Source organism: Pseudomonas putida (assembly GCF_050989985.1).
GTDB lineage: Bacteria > Pseudomonadota > Gammaproteobacteria > Pseudomonadales > Pseudomonadaceae > Aquipseudomonas > Aquipseudomonas putida_AI.
Genome location: NZ_CP158815.1, coordinates 1,499,776 through 1,518,722, shown reverse-complemented (window position 1 = coordinate 1,518,722; position 18,947 = coordinate 1,499,776). Strand labels below are relative to the sequence as shown.

Sequence of the window (18,947 nt, the reverse complement as noted above, 5' to 3'; positions counted from 1 at the left end):
AAAACCCAAAAAACCTGGAATTCTAAATTTCTAAAAACCCAGGCTGGATAACAAATCGTCCACATCGTCCTGACCGGACACAACGTCTTCTCTTTTATCGGCATGAATCTGCGGACCTTCACCCTGAGAGAGATGTTTTTGTGGATCTTTTTCTGCAAGCATCGCCGCACGGTCATGTTCGATACCCGCGAAGCGGTCTACCTGGCTGGCCATGAGCACGAGCTTGAGCAAGTTGCTTTCAACTTCGGTGACCAGCTGGGTCACACGCTTGATCACCTGGCCTGTGAGGTCCTGGTAATCCTGAGCCAGCAGGATGTCGTTGAGATTGCTCGACACCGCACGACCGTCCTCGCTGCTGCGCGTCAGGAAAGCGTCGACGCGCCGGGCCAGCTCGCGAAACTCTTCAGCCCCGACTTCGCGGCGCATGAACCGTCCCCAGTCCGTGCTCAACGCCTGCGCGTCTTCGCTCAGGCGGTTGACCACCGGCGTGGCGTTTTCCACCAGGTCCATGGTGCGGTTCGCCGCGGCCTCGGTCAGCTTCACAACATATCCCAGACGCTCGGTGGCATCAGTGATCTGCGACACTTCTTCGGCTTGCGGCATGTTCGGGTCAATCTGGAAATTGACGATCGCGCTATGCAGCTCGCGGGTGAGCTTGCCCACTTCCTGATACAGGCCGCGGTCACGGGTCTGATTGAGCTCATGGATCAATTGCACAGCATCGCCGAACCTGCCCTTTTCAAGGCTCGCGACCAGTTCGACGGCGTGTTTTTTCAGGGTCGATTCAAAATCGCCCTGCGAAGATTCGTTAAGTCCCATAGCTTCCCCGTGGCGCAGTTCAACCAATGCGTTCGAAAATCTTCTCGATTTTTTCTTTCAACGCCTGGGCCGTGAAGGGTTTGACGACATAGCCGTTAACACCGGCCTGGGCCGCTTCGATGATCTGCTCGCGCTTGGCTTCGGCAGTCACCATCAGTACTGGCAGGTGCTTGAGTTTTTCATCGGCGCGCACGTGGCGCAGCAGATCGATACCGGTCATGCCAGGCATGTTCCAGTCCGTTACCAGAAAGTCGATGCTCCCGCTGTTGAGTACCGGAATGGCGGTAGTGCCATCGTCGGCCTCGACCGTGTTGGTGAACCCAAGGTCACGCAACAGGTTTTTTATGATCCGCCGCATCGTTGAGAAGTCATCAACGATGAGGATTTTCATGTTCTTGTCCAATTCGACCTCCAAGCAGACTAAAACGCGCCCAGCACCTGGACGCGCCATTTCAATCAATCTGGCAAACACTCGATGACTGTCCGGGATACAACGGATCGAGACCGGCGCGGTTCATCACCCCGCCAGCCACGTCGCAGTGCCCCCACACTGCCTTCAGCGCGCTCGCCACTCTCCCAAACGCCCCCGCAAACGGGCCGCGCACTGGCTGTGTAACTGGCTGACCCGAGACTCGCTGACTCCCAGGACCTCACCGATTTCCTTGAGATTCAACTCTTCGTCGTAGTACAGCGCCAACACCAGTCGCTCACGCTCCGGCAAATTGGCAATCGCATCCGCCAACGCCGCCTGGAAGCGTTCATCTTCCAGATCGCGCGACGGCTCGAGATGAGCACTGGCGCCATCCTCGTGCAGCCCTTCGTGTTCGCCGTCCTGCAACAGGTCGTCGAAACTGAATAAACGGCTGCCCAGGGTGTCGTTCAAAATTGCGTAGTAATCGTCGAGGCTCAATTGGAGTTCGGCCGCAACCTCGTGATCTTTAGCGTCACGGCCGGTTTTAGCTTCAATCGCGCGAATGGCGTCGCTGACCATTCGGGTATTGCGGTGGACCGAACGTGGCGCCCAGTCCCCCTTGCGCACCTCGTCGAGCATGGCGCCACGGATGCGGATGCCCGCGTAGGTCTCGAAACTCGCGCCCTTGCTGGCGTCGTATTTGGTCGAGACTTCAAGCAGGCCGATCATCCCGGCCTGGATCAGATCTTCGACCTGGACACTGGCCGGCAAACGCGCCAGCAAGTGGTAGGCAATGCGTTTGACCAGTGGCGCGTAACGCTCGATCAGCTCGTACTGCGCGTCACGCGCCGACTTCTTGTAGAGGTTGTAACCGCTGGCTGTCATAGCACGGGTCCTGCCGTTTGTTGCACAAGGCGCTCGACGAAAAACTCCAGGTGCCCGCGCGGGTTGGCGGGCAGCGGCCAGGTATCGACCTTCTGCGCGATGGCCTTGAACGCCAGCGAGCACTTGGAACGCGGGAAGGCTTCGTAAACGGCACGCTGCTTCTGCACGGCCTTGCGCACGCTTTCGTCGTAAGGCACCGCGCCAACATATTGCAGGGCGACGTCGAGGAAACGGTCGGTGACCTTGGTCAGTTTGGCGAACAGATTGCGACCTTCCTGCGGGCTCTGGGCCATGTTGGCCAGCACGCGGAAACGGTTCATGCCGTAGTCGCGGTTCAGCAGCTTGATCAAGGCGTAGGCATCGGTGATCGAGGTCGGCTCGTCGCAGACCACCAGCAACACTTCCTGCGCCGCACGCACGAAACTGACTACCGAGTCACCAATACCCGCAGCGGTGTCGATCACCAGCACATCGAGGTTGTCGCCGATGTCGCTGAAAGCCTGGATCAGGCCGGCGTGCTGCGCCGGGCTCAAATGAACCATGCTCTGAGTGCCGGACGCGGCCGGAACGATGCGGATGCCGCCTGGCCCCTGCAACAGCACGTCGCGCAGCTCGCAGCGGCCTTCGATGACGTCGGCCAGGGTGCGTTTGGGGGTCAGGCCCAGCAGAACGTCGACGTTCGCCAGCCCCAGGTCGGCGTCCAGCAGCATGACGCGACGGCCAAGCTCGGCTAAAGCCAGGGACAAGTTCACTGACACGTTAGTTTTCCCGACGCCACCTTTGCCGCCGGTCACCGCGATCACCTGTACGGGATGCATGCTGCCCATGTTATTTCTTTACCTTGTCTTGCATAGACGGAGGCCACATTACTGGCTGCGCGTTCACAACCGGAACAATGCGTGGCAGACCATCGATGTAGGTACAAAAACTATTCATTTTTACCTCAGCCTACCTGCTTGGTCGGGCTGTGGTAGATATCAGCGAACATGTCGGCCATGGCTTCTTCGCTGGGCTCTTCCTGCATTTGCACGCTGACGGCGCGACTGACCAGTTGATGGCGGCGCGGCAGATGCAAATCATCCGGGATCCGCGGGCCGTCGGTCAGGTAGGCCACCGGCAATTCATGGCTGATGGCCAGGCTCAACACCTCGCCCAGGCTTGCAGTTTCATCCAGTTTAGTCAGGATGCAGCCCGCGAGCCCGCAGCGCTTGTAACTGTGGTAGGCAGCCGTTAGAACCTGCTTCTGGCTGGTGGTTGCCAGGACCAGATAATTTTTCGACCGAATGCCGCGTCCGGCCAGGCTTTCGAGTTGCATGCGCAGCGCTGGATCGCTGGCCTGAAGGCCTGCGGTGTCGATCAGCACCACGCGCTTGCGCAGCAGTGGATCCAGTGCCTGAACCAGCGATTGACCCGGATCGACGTGAGTCACCGACACGTTGAGAATCCGACCGAGGGTCTTGAGTTGTTCCTGGGCACCGATGCGATAGCTGTCCATGCTCACCAGCGCAATGTTCTGCGCGCCGTACTTGAGCACATAACGGGCAGCCAGCTTGGCCAGGGTCGTGGTCTTGCCCATGCCGGCAGGACCGACCATGGCAATCACCCCGCCCTCTTCCAGCGGCTCGATTTCCGGTGTGGCAATCATTCGCGCCAGGTGCGCCAGCAGCATGCGCCAGGCCTGACGAGGTTCTTCGATATCGGTAATCATCGCCAGCAGGTCCCGCGACAACGGACCGGACAAGCCGATGCGCTGCAGGCGGCGCCACAGGTTCGCCTGGTCGGGACGGCGGCCTTGCAGCTGATTCCACGCCAGGGAGCCGAGCTGTACTTCCAGCAATTCGCGCAGGCCGTTGAGCTCGGAACGCATCGAATCGAACACGCGCTGGTCGATGGCCGGCGCAGCGGCAGGCGCTGGCGCAGGGCGACGCGGTTCGGCGTAGGTCGGTTCGATCAACGGCTCGGCGGCGGTCAGCGGCAGGCCGGCGAACAGCTGGCGATTGACCGCATTGTCGCTCTCGCCTTCGCTGCGCAAGCTCAATTCAGCCTGGGCGGTGACGATCCGCGACTGGGTCTTGCGCAACTCGTCTTCGAGTTCCATGTTCGGAACGCGCGGAGCCAGGGCCGACAGCTTGTAATCCAGGGCAGCCGTCAGCTCGACACCACCGGCGATCCGGCGGTTGCCAATAATGGCGGCCTCAGCGCCCAGCTCATCACGAACCAGCTTCATGGCCTGACGCATATCGGCGGCGAAAAAACGCTTAACTTGCATAAACCACTACCTCAGCCGTTGGGCCCTACTGTCGCAACGATGGTCACTTGCTTGTTGTCCGGAATTTCCTGGTAGGCCAACACATGGATGCCCGGCACTGCCAGCCGGCCAAAACGCGAGAGCATCGCGCGAACCGGACCGGCCACCAGCAAAATCACCGGTTGACCCTGCATCTCCTGACGCTGCGCCGCTTCGATCAGCGAACGTTGCAGCTTCTCGGCCATGCTTGGCTCCAGCAGAACGCCCTCTTCCGAGCCTTGTCCTGCCTTCTGCAGACTATTGAGCAATATTTGTTCCAACCTTGGCTCCAGCGTGATGACAGGGAGCTCCGAGTCAGTACCTACAATGCTTTGGACGATTGCGCGGGATACGCCGACGCGTACGGCGGCCACCAATGCGGCGGTATCTTGACTCTTGGAAGCGTTGTTCGCGATGGCTTCGGCAATGCTGCGGATGTCGCGCACCGGCACCTGTTCGGCCAGCAGCGCCTGCAGCACCTTGAGCAGTTGCGACAGCGACAGCACGCCCGGCACCAGCTCTTCGGCGAGCTTTGGCGAGTTCTTCGCCAGCAACTGCATCAACTGCTGCACTTCCTCGTGGCCGATCAGCTCGCTGGAGTGCTTGTACAGAATCTGGTTCAAGTGGGTCGCGACCACGGTACTGGCATCGACCACGGTGTAGCCCAGCGATTGCGCCTGCGCACGCTGGCTGATTTCGATCCACACTGCTTCCAGCCCGAAAGCCGGATCTTTGGCGGTGATGCCGTTGAGCGTGCCGTAGACCTGGCCCGGGTTGATCGCCAGCTCGCGGTCCGGATAGATCTCCGCCTCGGCCAGGATCACCCCCATCAGGGTCAGGCGATAGGCGCTTGGCGCCAGGTCGAGGTTGTCGCGGATGTGCACGGTCGGCATCAGGAAGCCCAGGTCCTGGGACAGCTTCTTGCGCACGCCCTTGATCCGCGCCAGCAGTTGACCACCCTGATTGCGGTCCACCAGCGGAATCAGGCGGTAGCCGACTTCCAGGCCGATCATGTCGATCGGCGTCACGTCATCCCAGCCCAACTCCTTGGTTTCCTGGGCGCGGGCCGGCGATGGCAGCAGTTCCTGCTGACGCTTGACCTCTTCCAGCGCCTGGACCTTGACCATGTTCTGCTTACGCCAGAACAGGTAGGCACCACCGGCCGCCAGGGCAGCCATGCTCAGGAAGGAGATGTGCGGCATGCCCGGCACCAGCCCCATCACCGCCATCAGGCCAGCGGACACGGCGAGCGCCTTGGGCGAAGCGAACATCTGGCGATTGATCTGCTTGCCCATGTCTTCGGAACCGGAAGCACGGGTCACCATGATCGCTGCAGCGGTGGACAACAGCAGTGATGGCAATTGCGCCACCAAACCGTCACCGATGGTCAACAGCGCGTAAACCTTGCCGGCGTCGGCGAAGGTCATGTTGTGCTGGAAAATACCGACCGCCATGCCGCCGATCAGGTTGATGAACAGAATCAGCAGGCCGGCGATGGCGTCACCGCGCACGAACTTGCTGGCACCGTCCATGGAACCGTAGAACTCGGCTTCCTGGGCAACTTCCGCACGACGGGTCTTGGCCTGGTTTTGATCGATCAGACCGGCGTTGAGGTCGGCGTCGATCGCCATTTGCTTGCCGGGCATCGCATCGAGGGTGAAGCGCGCGCTCACCTCGGAAATTCGCCCGGCACCCTTGGTCACCACGACGAAGTTGATGATCATCAGGATCGCGAACACCACGATACCGACCACGTAGTTACCGCCGATCACCACTTCACCGAAGGCCTGGATCACCTTGCCGGCGGCAGCGTGACCGTCCTGGCCGTGGAGCATCACCACCCGCGTGGAGGCCACGTTCAGCGCCAGCCGCAACAGGGTCGCCACCAGCAGAATGGTGGGGAACACCGCGAAATCCAGCGGCCGCAAGGCGTACACGCAGACCAGCAGCACGACAATCGACAGGGCGATGTTGAAGGTGAAAAACACGTCCAGCAGGAACGGCGGGACCGGCAACATCATCATCGCCAACATGACCAGCAGCAACAGCGGCACGCCCAGATTGCCTCGGCTGAGGTCTGCCATGTGCGTGCGTGTACTGTTGAGTAACTGAGAGCGATCCACCGGTAATCCCCGTGCCTTTAAAGCAAACTTTTGACGCCTGAAACGGGCGCACGGGGGCTACTGCAAAAAGCTTTCCAACTTTTGTGGAGGGTTGAAATAGAAGGGATTGCCAGCAGTTTTGTGTGGCCTGGGCGGGCCTCATCGCGAGCAGGCTCGCTCCCACAATGATCGAGGCCGACACACATCCACTGTGGGAGCGAGCCTGCTCGCGATGAGGCCAGAACTGCCAACCAATAGATCAGGAATCGCGCCGCAAATCCGGCGGAATCGGCAAATCATCCTTCAACGGATCAGGCCGCTTGCCCTTGCCCGCCTTGTACTGGCGAATCTGATAGACATACGCCAGCACCTGCGCCACTGCCAGGTACAACCCGCCCGGGATTTCCTGCTCCAGCTCCGTGGAGTAATAAATCGACCGCGCCAGCGCCGGCGACTCCAGCAGCAGAATCTCATTGGCCGCGGCAATTTCGCGAATTTTCAGGGCCAGGAAGTCGCTGCCCTTGGCGACCAACATCGGCGCGCCGCTCTTGTCCGGGTCGTATTTGAGCGCGACGGCATAGTGAGTCGGGTTGGTGATGACCACGTCGGCCTGGGGGACCGCCGCCATCATCCGTCGCTGGGAGATTTCGCGCTGCACCTGGCGAATCCGTTGCTTGACCTCCGGCCGCCCTTCCTGGTCCTTGTGCTCGTCTTTGATTTCCTGCTTGGTCATCTTCAGCTTCTTGATGCTTTCCCACAGCTGAATCGGCACATCCACGGCGGCGATGATGATCAGGCCACACGCCATCCACAGCGTGCTCCAGCCGACCACTTGCAGGCTGTGGGTGATCGCCCGGTCCAGGGGTTCGTGGGCGATGCGCAGCAGGTCGTCGATGTCCGAGGACAGCACCACCAGGGCCACGAACAGCACGATGAAAAATTTTGCCAGGGCCTTCAGCAGTTCAGTCACGGACTTGGTCGAGAACATGCGCTTGAGGCCGGCGCCGGGGTTCATGCGGCTGAACTTGGGCGCCATGGTGCCGGCGGAGAACAGCCAGCCACCCAGGGAAATCGGGCCGATCAACGCGGCCAGCAGCAAGGTGATCATCACCGGTTGAATCGCCAGTAACGCGATTTTCCCGGAGTGCAGCAGAAAGATGCCCATCTGGCGCTGGTCCAGCACAACGTCCCGGGACAGGGAGAAATTCAGCCGCATCAGGTCCATCATTTCCTGCGCCAGGGCACCGCCGAATATCAGCAGCGCACTGGCACCGGCGAGCATGATCGCCAGGGTGTTGAGTTCCTTGGAACGGGCAATCTCACCCTTCTCACGGGCGTCCTTTTTCTTTTTCTCCGTGGGGTCTTCTGTTTTGTCTTCGTTGTCACTCTCGGACATGGCTCAGCTCGCCCTCGCCAGTTCGCGTAAAAACTGCAGGGCCTCGGTGGCCAGCGGTTGATACTGATTGAGAATGTCCGCCAGCCCGACCCACATGATGAACATGCCGAGCACCAGGGTCAGCGGGAAGCCGATGGAGAAAATGTTCAATTGCGGCGCCGCCCGGGTCATCACGCCAAACGCGATGTTGACCACCAGCAGCGCGGTGATCGCCGGCAGCACCAGCACCAGCGCCGCGCCCAGCACCCAGCCGAGCTTGCCGGCCAGCTCCCAGTAATGGTTGGTCATCAGGCCGCTGCCCACCGGCAGCGTGGTGAAGCTCTCGGCGAGCACTTCGAACACCACCAGATGGCCATTCATCGCGAGGAACATCAGGGTCACAAGCATGGTGAAGAACTGCCCGATTACGGCGACCGACACCCCGTTGGTCGGGTCGACCATCGAGGCAAAGCCCATGCCCATCTGGATCGCGAGGATCTGCCCCGCCACCACGAATGCCTGAAAGAACAGTTGCAGGGAGAAACCGAGGATCGCGCCGATCAGAATCTGCTCGCCAATCAGCATCCACCCGCTCAGCGCCAGGGCATTGACCGGCGGCATGGGCGGCAGGCTGGGCGCCAGGACCACAGTGATGGCCAGGGCGAAGTAGAGACGAATGCGCTTGGGCACCAGCGAGGTGCCGAACACCGGCATGACCATCAGCAAGGCGCCGATGCGAAATAGCGGCAGCATGAAGGCCGCCACCCAGGTACTGATCTGGGTATCCGTCAGTTGCAGCAACGACGGCATGGCTTAGCCGATGACCTGCGGAATGCTGCCGTAAAGCTGCAGGATGTATTCCATGAAGGTCTGCACCAGCCACGGGCCGGCCACGATCAGGGTCACCAGCATCACCAGCAGGCGCGGCAGGAAGCTCAGGGTCTGTTCGTTGATCTGGGTGGCGGCCTGGAACATCGCCACGATCAGGCCGACCAGCAGGCTCGGGATCACCAGCACCGCGACCATCAGGGTGGTCAGCCACAAGGCATCGCGAAAGATATCGACGGCGACTTCCGGCGTCATGGCGAAACACCCCCGAAACTGCTGGCCAGGGTGCCGATGATCAGCGCCCAGCCATCCACCAGCACAAACAGCATGATTTTGAACGGCAGGGAAATGATCAGCGGCGAGAGCATCATCATACCCATGGCCATCAAGATACTAGCCACTACCAGGTCGATGATCAGGAACGGAATGAAGATCATGAAACCGATCTGGAACGCGGTCTTGAGCTCGGAGGTCACGAACGCCGGGACCAGAATGGTCAGCGGCGCCTGATCCGGGGTCGCAATGTCAGTGCGCTTGGACAGGCGCATGAACAGCTCCAGATCGCTGGTGCGGGTCTGGGCGAGCATGAAGTCCTTGATCGGCACCTGGGCCTTGGCCACCGCATCCTGGGCGGACATCTTTTCCGCCAGATACGGCTGCAAGGCATCCTGGTTCACCCGGTCGAACACCGGGGCCATGATGAACAAGGTCAGGAACAGCGCCATGCCCGTGAGGATCTGGTTCGACGGCGTCTGCTGCAGGCCCAGCGCCTGGCGCAGGATCGAGAAGACGATGATGATCCGGGTAAAGCTGGTCATCAGCATGACGAACGCCGGGATGAAACTCAGCGCGGTCATGATCAGCAGGATTTGCAGGCTGACCGAATATTCCTGCGCGCCCTGTGCATTGGTGCCCAGGGTGATTGCCGGAATCGACAACGGATCGGCGGCGAACGCCAGCGGCGCGGCCAGCATCAGGGCCAGCGTCAAGACGATGCGTAACGCACCCATCACTTCTTATCCTTCTGATCCTTGCCCAACAGCTCCATCAGGCGCTGGGCAAACTCGGGGGTCGCTTTCTCGGTGGTGCCCGGGACCTGCACCGGCTCCTTGAGCACATGCAGCGCGGTGATGGTGCCGGGGCTCAGGCCGAGCAGAATCTGCTCGTTGCCCACCTGCACCAGCACCAGGCGGTCGCGCGGGCCAAGCGCACGGGAGCCGATCAGTTCGATCACCTGCCCCTTGCCCGCCGGCCCTGCCTGCTGGACCCGGCGCAACAGCCAGGCGAGGAAGAAGATCAACCCCACCACCAGCAACAAGCCCAGCACCAGCTGTGTCAGCTGCCCGGCAACACCACTACTGGCGACAGGCGCAGCTGTCACGGCAGTGGTCGCTGCCGTCGTTGCAGCAGGTTCCGCAGCCAATACGCTCAACGGCAATACCAGCGCCGACAAGACACCCAGAAGCTTTTTCACTCAGCGCAGCTTCTTGATGCGTTCGCTTGGGCTGATCACGTCAGTCAGGCGAATGCCGAACTTTTCGTTGACCACCACCACTTCGCCATGGGCGATGAGCGTGCCGTTGACCAGCACGTCCAGCGGCTCACCGGCCAGGCGATCCAGCTCGATTACCGAGCCCTGGTTGAGCTGCAGCAGGTTGCGGATGTTGATGTCGGTGCTGCCCACTTCCATGGAGATCGACACCGGAATATCGAGGATCACGTCCAGGTTCGGACCGTCCATGCTCACCGGCTCGTTGCTTTTCGGCGCGCTGCCGAACTCTTCCATGGGTACGCGGTTCGAGCTGGAAATACCCGCATCGGCCGCCAGCAGTGCGTCGATGTCGGCCTGGCCGCCATCACCGGACTCTTCCAGGGCCGCAGCCCACTCGTCAGCCAGCGCCTGGTCGTTGTTCATATCGTCAGTCATCAATTTGTCCTCGGCAGGCCACCTTTGAAGGGGAAGCCGTCAGTTAAAAACGAATGTGTAATGCGCCGGTCAACGGCGCTCGATCGGCTCGATCACTTGCAGCGCGAGGTTGCCCTTGTGCGAACCCATCTTGACCTTGAAGGCCGGCACGCCGTTGGCGCGCATGATCATGTCTTCGGGCATTTCCACCGGGATGATGTCCCCCGGCTGCATGTGCAGGATGTCGCGCAGCTTCAACTGGCGACGGGCGACCGTTGCACCAATCGGCACATCGACATCCATGACGTCCTGGCGCAGGGCGTTGACCCAGCGCTCGTCCTGGTCGTCGAGATCGGACTGGAAGCCGGCGTCGAGCATTTCGCGCACCGGCTCGATCATCGAGTACGGCATGGTCACGTGCAGGTCGCCGCCACCGCCATCGAGTTCGATGTGGAAGGTCGACACCACAATGGCTTCGCTCGGGCCGACGATGTTGGCCATGGCCGGGTTCACTTCCGAGTTGATGTACTCGAAGTTGACTTCCATGATCGCCTGCCAGGCTTCCTTCAAGTCGATGAAGGCCTGCTCCAGCACCATGCGCACCACACGCAGTTCGGTCGGGGTGAATTCACGACCTTCGATCTTCGCGTGACGGCCGTCGCCGCCGAAGAAGTTGTCCACCAGCTTGAACACCAGCTTGGCGTCGAGAATGAACAGCGCGGTACCGCGCAACGGCTTGATCTTGACCAGGTTGAGGCTGGTCGGCACGTACAGCGAGTGCACGTATTCGCCGAACTTCATCACCTGCACACCGCCGACCGCCACGTCCGCCGAACGACGCAGCATGTTGAACATGCTGATGCGCGTGTAGCGGGCGAAACGCTCGTTGATCATCTCCAGGGTCGGCATGCGTCCGCGGACGATGCGATCCTGGCTGGTCAGGTCGTAGCTTTTGACACTGCCGGGTTCGGCAACGTTATCGGTCTGGACCAGGCCATCGTCCACGCCATGCAACAGCGCGTCGATCTCGTCCTGGGACAGGAGGTCCTGCACGGCCATGTCGTGTACCTACTGCAATACGAAATTAGTGAAGAGCAACTGTTCGACAACCACTTTGCCGAGTTCTTTCTGCGCCACTTCCTGGACGCTGGCCGTGGCTTTCTGGCGCAGCATTTCCTGGCCTACGGGCGAGGCGAGCGTGGCGAAATCCTGTCCGGAGAACAGCATCACCAGGTTATTGCGGATCACCGGCATATGAACCTTGAGCGCATCCAGGTCGGCCTGATTGCGTCCGAGCATGGTGATGCTCACCTGCATGTAGCGCTGACGACCGTTCTGGTTGTAGTTGGCGACAAACGCCGGCGCCATCGACTCGAAAATCGCCGGCTGCTTGCCCACCGGAGCCACTTCGGCCGCCGGGGCCGGCTTGCTCTGAGCACTGTGCATGAAGTACCAGGTCGCCCCCACGGACAAACCGATCGCCAGCAGCAGGGCCACTACGATCACGATTATCAGCTTGAGTTTGCCTTTGGTTGCGGGGTCTTTTACTGCTGCGTCGCTCTTCGCCATGCCAATAATCCGTCACTATTCGGGGTTTCACAGTCGCACGGATAGGGAAGAGCAAGTGTTATGCCAGAACGATCGGGAGGGAATTAGCGCCGCAAAACTACTGTGGGAGCGAGCCTGCTCGCGAGGCGATCGGTCAGTCACTGAAGAGGTGACTGATTGACCGCTATCGCGAGCAGGCTCGCTCCCACAGGATTGCTGTGTGGGAGCGCGAAATCAGGCGTAATAATCGACCGCGCTAGAGCCAATCACGCTGGTCACCGGAGCGGCGACTTCGGCAATGGCCGGGCTTAGTTCGTTATCCATCGAGTCGAGTCGACCACCACTGGCATTGGTTCGACCATTTTGGCTCTGCTGCGCCTGCTCCTGCCCTTGCTGAGAACCCCGGGACTGGTCGGACACATTGACATCGACCTGACCCATGCCCTGCTGCGCGAACATGTCGCGCAAGCGATGCATTTGCCCGTCCAGGGCTTCGCGAACGCCGGGATGAGCGCTCATGAAGGTCACCTGGGTCTGCTGGTCCGGCACCATGTTCACCCGAATATCCAGGCGCCCCAGCTCCGCCGGCTGCAACTGGATGTCCGCCGCCTTGAGATTGGCGCTGGACAGGTACATGACTCGGTTCACCACCTCTTCGGTCCAGCCGCTCTGATGCATGGCGATCGGTTGATTGACCGGCAGCGCATTGGCGGTTTTCGGCGTGGCCGCTTGCGTCAGCGCCGACAGGCGGTTGGCGAAATCATCGACACGGGTATCGCTGCTGGCGGACTTCAGGTCCTTGAGACCGTCGTCGATCAGACCGCTGAAGGCCTTGTCGCCGCCCTGGCTGGTGCTGTCCTTGCTGGTTTGCACATCGAGCATGGTGGCCATGCCGGCGGCAAAGTTCTGCGCCGAGGTCTGCTCGCCGTCGGCCTGAGCCTGGGCAGGCGTCGGTGCGGCCTTGGGCTGCGCCTGGCTGGACGCCGACACATGACCACTCTGCTCCATCGCCATGCGCACTGCCGGCAGTGCGTCGAGCGGGTCGGCTTCGGGGTCGAAATCGGGGTCGGTGGCGGTAACTGTCTGCACGGGAACTGCCGTGACAGCTGCGGCTTGAATCGGTGCCGGCTGCGGCTCGACCACCGGCGGCGCGACCGGTGCGGGCACAGTGACCGTCGGTTGCACGGCCTGCAGCAACGCAGGGTCGAGCGTCGGGTCAATCGGCGTGGTATCGGCTACAGGTGGCTGTGCGGTGTCCGTCGCCTCTTCATTGGCGGCCTGCTCGTCAGTCTGCGCCGGCTTATCGGCGGGCAAGGACTTGCCGCTATCGGCAACCGCCGGTTCTTCGGCGGCAGGCTTGTCGTCGACAACATCCTTCTTGCCGGCGTTGTCCGCAACCTTGTCACGCACCGGTTTGGCCGAACCGTCAGCCGCTGAAGCGGGCTTGTTCTGCGCCTGCTTGGCGTACACCTGAGCGAAGCTTGCAGCCTTGTCCCCGGGCTCTGCGGCCTGCGCCGTGGAATTGGCACTGCTGTTGGCATTGCCGGCTTGAGTCTTGGTCTGCGCAGCAGCCTGAAGAAGAATATTGGGGGTAACGGGCATTTAACGGTCTCCGCTGCACTGGGATCGTAGGTACAGTTGGGAGACTTCTCTGCAAAGGTCGCGCCAGTTTTATCCGGTCGCGATCAATAGGGCCGAACGGTCGCAATGGCAGAGAGCGAACGCTGTTGTTCCTGCTCGTAGAGGGGGCGGATAAAGGCGAACTCGCGGCCGATCTCGGCGATCAGCGGCTCAATATCCGAAAGGTTGCGCTCTTTTGCCCTGTGCTCCAGGTCATGACACAGCGCTGCGAGGCGAATCGCCCCCATGTTGCTGCTGCTGCCCTTGAAGCTGTGCGCGGCTTCCAGCAATTGCGTGGCGTCGACAGCCACAGCCAATTGCCGCAACCGCTGTTCGGAATCCGCGAGGAAGGTATCGATCAATGTCGAGAACTCATCCTCCATGACGTCCCGCAACGCGCTTAGCACGTCCGGGTCAAGATGTATGTCAGCCACTTGCTCACTCCTTGATCAAGAATGCGCGGATTATGCCAGAGCCTCCCAGAAAAACTCCACGCGGGCACTTCGACCATCGTCGGACCAACTGGCATTACGCCCCAACTGACGGATCAGACTGACGCCGCGCCCCGACAAACGGACTGGATCGACCGGACGCTGCATCACACGCTCGACATCAAAACCCTTGCCACTGTCCTCGACGCGAATCACCAGGCAACCACCCTCGCCTTGCGGCGAGACCTGCAAATGCACCCGCACGTAACCGTCCTGCAGCGCTTCCAGGCGCGCATTGCGTTCCTGGTAATAACGGGCGAACCCGGCGACATCGCGCTTGAGGCTGGAATCCAGACCCAGGACGCCATGCTCCAGCGCATTGGAATACAGCTCGGCAAGAACGCTGTAGAGCGCCCCGCTCTGCGCCCGCAGGCCGTGTACCTCAAGCAGCATTTGCAACAGGTATGGCAGCGGATTGAAGCGCTTGAGCGTCGATGCGCGAAATTCGAAACTCACCGACCAGTCCAGCGGGCAGGACTGGCCGCTGTCGGAATAGATCGGCGCCGGAGGACTGAGCAGGGTCGGGTCCAGCAGGCTGATTTCGACCATGCTGACATCGTCCCGGGCTTCGCCGCGAAAATCCCGGAGCGCCTGCTCGATGTCCTCGAACAACGCATCTGGCTGGCGATTGGCGGCAAATACCTGCTGCAAGCGCTCTACGCCAAACAGCTGTTCGTTGGCGTCGCAGGTATCGATCACCCCGTCGGACAACAGGAACACCCGGTCCCCGCGCGCCATCGGAAAGACTTCGGTGCGGTCATCGAAGGTCTGCGGGCTCAACACGCCCAGTGGCAAATGCCGGGCCTTCAACGCCGTGCGTTCGCCGTTGGCGATGCTGTGCAGGTAACCATCGGGCATCCCGCCGTTCCAGACCTCCACCGACTGACGCTGGAAACTCAGGTTCAACAACGTCGCACAACAGAACATGTCCACCGGCAGGATGCGCTTGAGCTTGGCATTCATCTCGCGCAGGGTTTCCGCCAGGCCATAGCCCTTGGCGGTCATGCCATAAAACACTTCGGCCAGTGGCATCGCACCGACCGCCGCCGGCAAGCCGTGGCCGGTGAAATCGCCGAGCAGCACGTGCATGTCGCCAGCGGGTGTGAAGGCGGCCAGCAACAAATCGCCGTTGAACAGCGCGTAGGGTGATTGCAGGTAGCGAATGTTGGGGGCATTCAGGCAGCCGGAATGGGCCACTTTGTCGAACACCGCCTTGGCCACCCGCTGCTCATTGAGCAGATAGTCGTGATGTCGTGCGATCTGGTCACGCTGCTGTAGCACGGTTGCCTGTAGCCGCCGCAAGCGATCCATCGCCTTGATCTTGGCGGCAAGGATCACCTGGTTGTAGGGCTTCGCCAGAAAATCGTCACCCCCGACCTCCAGGCAGCGGGCCAGGGCTTCGCTTTCGGACAAGGAGGTCAGGAAGATGATCGGCACCAGGGTTTCCCCGGCCAGTTCCTTGATCTGCCGGGCCGCTTCGAAGCCATCCATCACCGGCATCATCGCGTCCATCAGCACCAGTTGCGGACGCTGCTGACGAAACGCTTCGACCGCTTCGGCACCGTTGGCCGCCGTCAGCACTTGATGCCCCTGGCGCCGGACAATGCTCGACAACAGCATGCGATCGGCCGCGCTGTCTTCGGCGATCAATATCCGCAGTGGTTCGAGTGCAGCCTGTACGGCGTTCAACTGATGTCGAACAGCTTGTCGAAATTGGAGATCGCGAGAATTTTTCTCACGTCGGAGCTGCTGTTGACGACACGAATATCGGAATCGTCGCCGCCGGCGTGGTCACGCAACAGCAGCAACATGCCCAACGCGGAGCTGTCGAGGTAGGTCGCCTCTCTCAGGTCAATCACGACTTCGGAAAGATCCCTGCTCTCGTAGGATTCGCGAAATTCCTGATGTTTGGCGAAATCGAATCGTCCCTTGACCGAGATCGTCAGTTTTTGCCCATCGGGGGAAACTTCGGTAATGACTGACATTTCATGGCTTCCTTGTCATTGGTGAACCTTCTTGTACAAGGTGTAGCATTTGGTAAAGGTTGCGGCAAGGCAGGTCATCAGGATCGAATTACTCATCAATACTGACCCTGTCGCGGCAAGCGCTGGGACAACTCATCCAGCAGCTTCTGCTCGCGCTTGTCCTCCACCGCCCGGGCCTCATCCGCGTAACGTTGCACGAGTTTGCGCAAACCTTCGACCCGGGCGAACGCCTGTTGCCAGGTTTCCCGCGCCTTGTTCAGGTTGTTCTGATGCCAGGCCAGGCTCTGGCGCTGCTGATCGATGGCCGTGCCCAACTGCGCCAGAAAGCCCTGGTAACCCAGCAGCCACTGACCCGATACGCCACCGCTGCCGCGCACGATCCACTGCTCTTGATAATCGAGGCGAAAGGCTTCGAGGTCGGCCAGCTTGCTCTCGGCCAGTCGCACTTGCCCCTGGAAATGCCCCAGGCGCTGCACCGCAGTTTTCTCGGCCTTCTCGGCCATTTCCACCACGGGGGCCAGGCGCCCTGCGCGAGTCTGGGCCATGGCCGGTTAGCCGCCCGCCGCGGGTGCGAAGATCGACGCGAGGTACGCTTCGCTTTCGCCCAGGCTGATGCTGTCGTTGAGCCCCTGGCGCAGGTATTTGACCAGTTGCGGTTGCAGGGAAATCGCCAGGTCGGTTTCGCGATCGCCGCCGGCCACATAGGCACCGACGCTGATCAGATCCCGACTCTGTTGATAGCGCGACCACAGCTGCTTGAAGTACTGCGCACGGGTCATGTGCTCCGGCGATACTACCGCCGGCATGACCCGGCTGATGGACGCCTCGATATCGATGGCCGGGTAGTGACCTTCCTCGGCCAGCCGCCGCGACAGCACGATGTGCCCGTCGAGCACGCCTCGCGCGGAGTCGGCAATCGGGTCCTGCTGGTCATCGCCTTCGGACAGCACGGTGTAGAACGCGGTGATCGAACCACCGCCCTTTTCGGCGTTACCGGCCCGCTCCACCAGTTTCGGCAACTTGGCGAATACCGAAGGCGGATACCCCTTGGTTGCCGGCGGCTCGCCGATGGCCAGGGCGATTTCCCGCTGGGCCTGGGCGAAACGGGTCAGGGAATCCATGAGCAACAGGACGTTCTTGCCCTTGTCGCGGAAATACTCGGCGATGCGCGTGCAGTACATGGCTGCACGCAGGCGCATCAGCGGCGCATCGTCCGCTGGCGACGCCACTACCACGGAACGCTTGAGGCCTTCTTCACCGAGGATGTGCTCGATGAACTCTTTAACTTCACGACCCCGCTCACCGATCAGCCCGACGACGATAATGTCGGCCTCGGTGAAGCGGGTCATCATGCCCAGCAACACGGATTTACCCACGCCGGTACCGGCAAACAGCCCGAGCCGCTGGCCGCGACCGACCGTCAACATACCGTTGATGCTGCGGATCCCCACATCCAGCGGCTCGCTGATCGGTTCACGCTTGAGCGGGTTGATGGTCGGGCCGTCCATCGGCACCCAGTCCTCGGCCTTCATGCCGCCCTTGCCATCGAGCGCGCGACCGGCGCCATCGAGCACCCGTCCGAGCATGCTCATGCCCATCGGCAAGCGCCCGCTTTCCATCAGCGGCACCACGCGAGCGCCGGGGGCGATACCGGCAACGCTGCCGACCGGCATCAGGAACACTTTGCTGCCGGAGAAGCCCATGACTTCGGCTTCGACCTGCACCGGGTGATAACTGTCGTCGTTGATGACCATGCAGCGGCTGCCCATGGCGGCACGCAAGCCTTCGGCTTCGAGGGTCAGGCCGACCATGCGCAGCAGGCGACCTTCGAGGATCGGCGCGCCTTCCAGTTGCGTGACCTCGGCATAGCTGCCCAGGCGCTTGGCAAAACTGGTGCGTTCAAGGCGCATCGGGAATGTCCGCAGCCGCAGGCTTGGTGTCGATCGGCAAGTCCAGGGTCACGTCGGGGGCGGCCGGGTGCAAGGCCTGCTCGTGGAGTTGATCGAACAGCTTGTCCATCACCCGCACGACCCGGGTTTCCACGGTGGCATCGATACGGCTGTGCTCGGTCTCGACCCGGCAACCGCCGGGCAGCAGCGATTCGTCCTCGACGATGCGCCAGGTTTCCTCATGGCGTTCGCGCAGGGCTTTGACCTGGGCGAAATCCTGAGGATTGATGTACAGGCGCACGTTGTCCACGCCCAGCGGCAGGAGCTTGAGGGCTTCGCGCATGACGTGTTCGATCTGGGTCGAATCGATAGCCAGTTCGCGCTGGATCACCTGGCGTGCGATGTGCTGCACCAGGTCGACCAAAGACTTTTCAATCAGGGTGTCCTGTTCGGCGATGGGCTCGAACAGGTGCGTCATCAGTTGCTCCAGCCCCGCAAGCTTGGGCGCCAGCGCGGCTTCCGCTTCCTGACGGACCTTGAGCGTGGTGCTGTGGAAACCTTCCCGCTCGCCGACCGCGAAGCCTTCGTTGTAGGCCTCCTGGCGAATGCTTTCGAGTTCTTCGAGGGTCAGCGGCTGGACTTCCTCCAGCGGTACTTCCTCGATTTCCGGCGGCTCGGGTTCCGGCTCCGGTTCCGGCTCGGGTTCAGGCGGGTCGAAGCTGGGCAGCGCCCAGGTATCGAAACCACTGACATCCCTGGCCCGGATCAGGTCAGTGGGTAAATCGTCATGCTTGGCCATG

At 61.2% G+C, this 18,947-nt stretch carries 21 protein-coding genes; all 21 read right to left on the bottom strand.

What is annotated here, in order from left to right; translation table 11 throughout:
* Positions 1 to 30: 30 nt before the first annotated feature.
* Positions 31 to 819, bottom strand: coding sequence for a protein phosphatase CheZ (locus ABTV29_RS07295; protein WP_433769461.1), 789 nt, complete (start codon positions 817 to 819; stop codon positions 31 to 33).
* A 19-nt stretch (positions 820 to 838) separates the two neighbouring features.
* Positions 839 to 1,210: a chemotaxis response regulator CheY gene (locus ABTV29_RS07290; protein ID WP_003183998.1), complete on the bottom strand. Its 372-nt coding sequence runs from the start codon at positions 1,208 to 1,210 to the stop codon at positions 839 to 841.
* 165 nt (positions 1,211 to 1,375) lie between these two features.
* A complete protein-coding gene (fliA, locus tag ABTV29_RS07285; protein WP_077045792.1) occupies positions 1,376 to 2,116 on the bottom strand; it encodes an RNA polymerase sigma factor FliA in 741 nt (246 codons plus the stop codon).
* Positions 2,113 to 2,943, bottom strand: coding sequence for a flagellar synthesis regulator FleN (fleN, locus tag ABTV29_RS07280; protein WP_008001746.1), 831 nt, complete (start codon positions 2,941 to 2,943; stop codon positions 2,113 to 2,115). Before fleN ends, fliA begins: the two co-directional genes overlap by 4 nt.
* 116 nt (positions 2,944 to 3,059) lie before the next feature.
* Complete coding sequence (flhF, locus tag ABTV29_RS07275) at positions 3,060 to 4,385, bottom strand: flagellar biosynthesis protein FlhF (protein ID WP_433769460.1); 1,326 nt, start codon at positions 4,383 to 4,385, stop codon at positions 3,060 to 3,062.
* A gap of 11 nt (positions 4,386 to 4,396) precedes the next feature.
* Positions 4,397 to 6,487, bottom strand: a complete 2,091-nt coding sequence (gene flhA / locus ABTV29_RS07270; RefSeq protein WP_433769459.1) for a flagellar biosynthesis protein FlhA — start codon at positions 6,485 to 6,487, stop codon at positions 4,397 to 4,399.
* A 277-nt stretch (positions 6,488 to 6,764) separates the two neighbouring features.
* Positions 6,765 to 7,901, bottom strand: coding sequence for a flagellar biosynthesis protein FlhB (flhB, locus tag ABTV29_RS07265; protein ID WP_433769458.1), 1,137 nt, complete (start codon positions 7,899 to 7,901; stop codon positions 6,765 to 6,767).
* Between the two features lie 3 nt (positions 7,902 to 7,904).
* Positions 7,905 to 8,690, bottom strand: coding sequence for a flagellar biosynthetic protein FliR (gene fliR, locus ABTV29_RS07260; RefSeq protein WP_433769457.1), 786 nt, complete (start codon positions 8,688 to 8,690; stop codon positions 7,905 to 7,907).
* 3 nt (positions 8,691 to 8,693) lie between these two features.
* Complete coding sequence (gene fliQ / locus ABTV29_RS07255; protein ID WP_433769456.1) at positions 8,694 to 8,963, bottom strand: flagellar biosynthesis protein FliQ; 270 nt, start codon at positions 8,961 to 8,963, stop codon at positions 8,694 to 8,696.
* A complete protein-coding gene (fliP, locus tag ABTV29_RS07250; protein ID WP_110964384.1) occupies positions 8,960 to 9,718 on the bottom strand; it encodes a flagellar type III secretion system pore protein FliP in 759 nt (252 codons plus the stop codon). The genes fliQ and fliP overlap by 4 nt, the downstream gene beginning before the upstream one ends.
* On the bottom strand, positions 9,718 to 10,182 hold the full coding sequence (gene fliO, locus ABTV29_RS07245) for a flagellar biosynthetic protein FliO (RefSeq protein WP_433769455.1): 465 nt from the start codon (positions 10,180 to 10,182) through the stop codon (positions 9,718 to 9,720). The genes fliP and fliO overlap by 1 nt, the downstream gene beginning before the upstream one ends.
* Positions 10,183 to 10,635, bottom strand: coding sequence for a flagellar motor switch protein FliN (fliN, locus tag ABTV29_RS07240; RefSeq protein ID WP_433769454.1), 453 nt, complete (start codon positions 10,633 to 10,635; stop codon positions 10,183 to 10,185). It abuts the gene before it with no gap.
* A gap of 69 nt (positions 10,636 to 10,704) precedes the next feature.
* Positions 10,705 to 11,673 (bottom strand): flagellar motor switch protein FliM, encoded by a 969-nt coding sequence (gene fliM / locus ABTV29_RS07235; protein WP_433769453.1) that lies wholly within the window; start codon positions 11,671 to 11,673, stop codon positions 10,705 to 10,707.
* A gap of 9 nt (positions 11,674 to 11,682) precedes the next feature.
* Positions 11,683 to 12,183, bottom strand: a complete 501-nt coding sequence (fliL, locus tag ABTV29_RS07230) for a flagellar basal body-associated protein FliL (protein ID WP_433769452.1) — start codon at positions 12,181 to 12,183, stop codon at positions 11,683 to 11,685.
* A gap of 213 nt (positions 12,184 to 12,396) precedes the next feature.
* On the bottom strand, positions 12,397 to 13,764 hold the full coding sequence (locus ABTV29_RS07225; RefSeq protein WP_433769451.1) for a flagellar hook-length control protein FliK: 1,368 nt from the start codon (positions 13,762 to 13,764) through the stop codon (positions 12,397 to 12,399).
* Between the two features lie 83 nt (positions 13,765 to 13,847).
* On the bottom strand, positions 13,848 to 14,216 hold the full coding sequence (locus tag ABTV29_RS07220) for an Hpt domain-containing protein (RefSeq protein ID WP_433769450.1): 369 nt from the start codon (positions 14,214 to 14,216) through the stop codon (positions 13,848 to 13,850).
* 30 nt (positions 14,217 to 14,246) lie between these two features.
* Positions 14,247 to 15,893, bottom strand: a complete 1,647-nt coding sequence (locus ABTV29_RS07215; RefSeq protein WP_433771782.1) for an ATP-binding SpoIIE family protein phosphatase — start codon at positions 15,891 to 15,893, stop codon at positions 14,247 to 14,249.
* 65 nt (positions 15,894 to 15,958) lie between these two features.
* On the bottom strand, positions 15,959 to 16,258 hold the full coding sequence (locus ABTV29_RS07210) for an STAS domain-containing protein (RefSeq protein WP_433769449.1): 300 nt from the start codon (positions 16,256 to 16,258) through the stop codon (positions 15,959 to 15,961).
* A gap of 95 nt (positions 16,259 to 16,353) precedes the next feature.
* A complete protein-coding gene (gene fliJ / locus ABTV29_RS07205) occupies positions 16,354 to 16,803 on the bottom strand; it encodes a flagellar export protein FliJ (protein WP_433769448.1) in 450 nt (149 codons plus the stop codon).
* Positions 16,804 to 16,809: 6 nt separating this feature from the next.
* Positions 16,810 to 18,168 carry a flagellar protein export ATPase FliI gene (gene fliI / locus ABTV29_RS07200; protein WP_433769447.1) on the bottom strand — a complete coding sequence of 453 codons (1,359 nt, stop codon included), beginning with the start codon at positions 18,166 to 18,168 and terminating at the stop codon, positions 16,810 to 16,812.
* Complete coding sequence (gene fliH, locus ABTV29_RS07195) at positions 18,158 to 18,946, bottom strand: flagellar assembly protein FliH (protein WP_433769446.1); 789 nt, start codon at positions 18,944 to 18,946, stop codon at positions 18,158 to 18,160. Before fliH ends, fliI begins: the two co-directional genes overlap by 11 nt.
* Position 18,947: the final 1 nt, after the last annotated feature.